This window comes from Bradyrhizobium sp. PRIMUS42 (assembly GCF_023006515.1).
GTDB lineage: Bacteria > Pseudomonadota > Alphaproteobacteria > Rhizobiales > Xanthobacteraceae > Bradyrhizobium.
This window is the reverse complement of record NZ_JALBGZ010001187.1, coordinates 1-1,188: the sequence shown is the minus strand read 5'-3', so window position 1 is coordinate 1,188 and position 1,188 is coordinate 1. Positions and strand designations below refer to the sequence as shown.

1 protein-coding gene is annotated in these 1,188 nt (G+C 66.4%); it reads right to left on the bottom strand.

All coding sequences use genetic code 11. From position 1 onward, the window contains the following. The coding region (locus MOV75_RS38870) for an ABC-F family ATP-binding cassette domain-containing protein (RefSeq protein ID WP_247008131.1) at positions 1-1,188 on the bottom strand (1,188 nt) is incomplete at both ends.

Here is a 1,188-nt window from a genome sequence, read left to right as displayed (position 1 = left end):
AGTGATTCATGGCTGCAGCCAGCGATTGCGCATGCCGCGCGACATCCATGAGGCGCGCCTGCAGGGCAGGCACCAGGGCGAATCCGATGCCGATCAAGAAGAGCGCGGCGCGGCTCTCGATGTCGAGATGGTTGGTCGGCTCGTCCAGGATGATCATGTTGGGGCCGAAGAACGTCGCCAGCCCCAGCAGGAGCCGCGCCTTCTCGCCGCCCGACAATTTGCCGACCTTGGTGTCGGCCGCCTTGCCGGAGAAGCCGATTGCGCCGGCGCGCGCCCGCACCTTTGCCTCGGGCGCCTCGCCCATCAGCTTGCGGACGTGATCGTAGGCGGAAGCGTCCTCGTTGAGCTCGTCGAGCTGGTGCTGCGCGAAATACGCGATCGACAGCTTGTCCGCGCGCGTCACTCTTCCCGAGAAAGGCGCCAGCCGTCCAGCGAGCAGTTTGACGAGAGTCGACTTGCCGTTGCCGTTGGCGCCGAGCAGCGCGATGCGGTCGTCGTTGTCGATGCGCAGGGTGACGCGATTGAGCACGGGGCTCGCCGGATCGTAGCCGACCGCGGCGTTATCGACCGCGATGATCGGCGGCGACAGGATCTTCTCCGGCGCCGGAAAGCTGATCTCGCGCACGTCCTCGGTGACCAGCGCCGTGATCGGTTTCAGCCGCTCCAGCATCTTGACGCGAGACTGAGCCTGCCGCGCCTTCGAGGCCTTGGCCTTGAAGCGGTCGACGAAGGCCTGCAGGCGGGCGCGTTCGGCTTCCTGGCGCTTGACCTGCTTGGCGTCGAGCAGCTCGCGCATGGCGCGCTGCTCCTCGAACGAGGAGTAGGTGCCCTTGTAGAGCGTGAGCTTGCCGCGCTCCAGATGCAGGATCTGGTCGACCGAGCTCTCCAAGAGGTCGCGGTCGTGGCTGATCACGATCACCGTGCGCGGATAATGCGCGAGGTGATCCTCCAGCCACAGCGTTCCCTCGAGGTCGAGATAGTTGGTGGGCTCGTCGAGCAGCAGCAAGTCGGGGCCCGCGAACAGCGTCGCGGCGAGCGCAACGCGCATGCGCCAGCCGCCGGAGAATTCGGCGCAGGGGCGGAGCTGCTCCGGGCTAAGACCGAGCGCCGCGCGGTTTTCGTGCAGCTGGGCGATGCGACCAAACAGCACGGCGTTCATCATGATCGGATTCCAGTGCCGCGCCATCC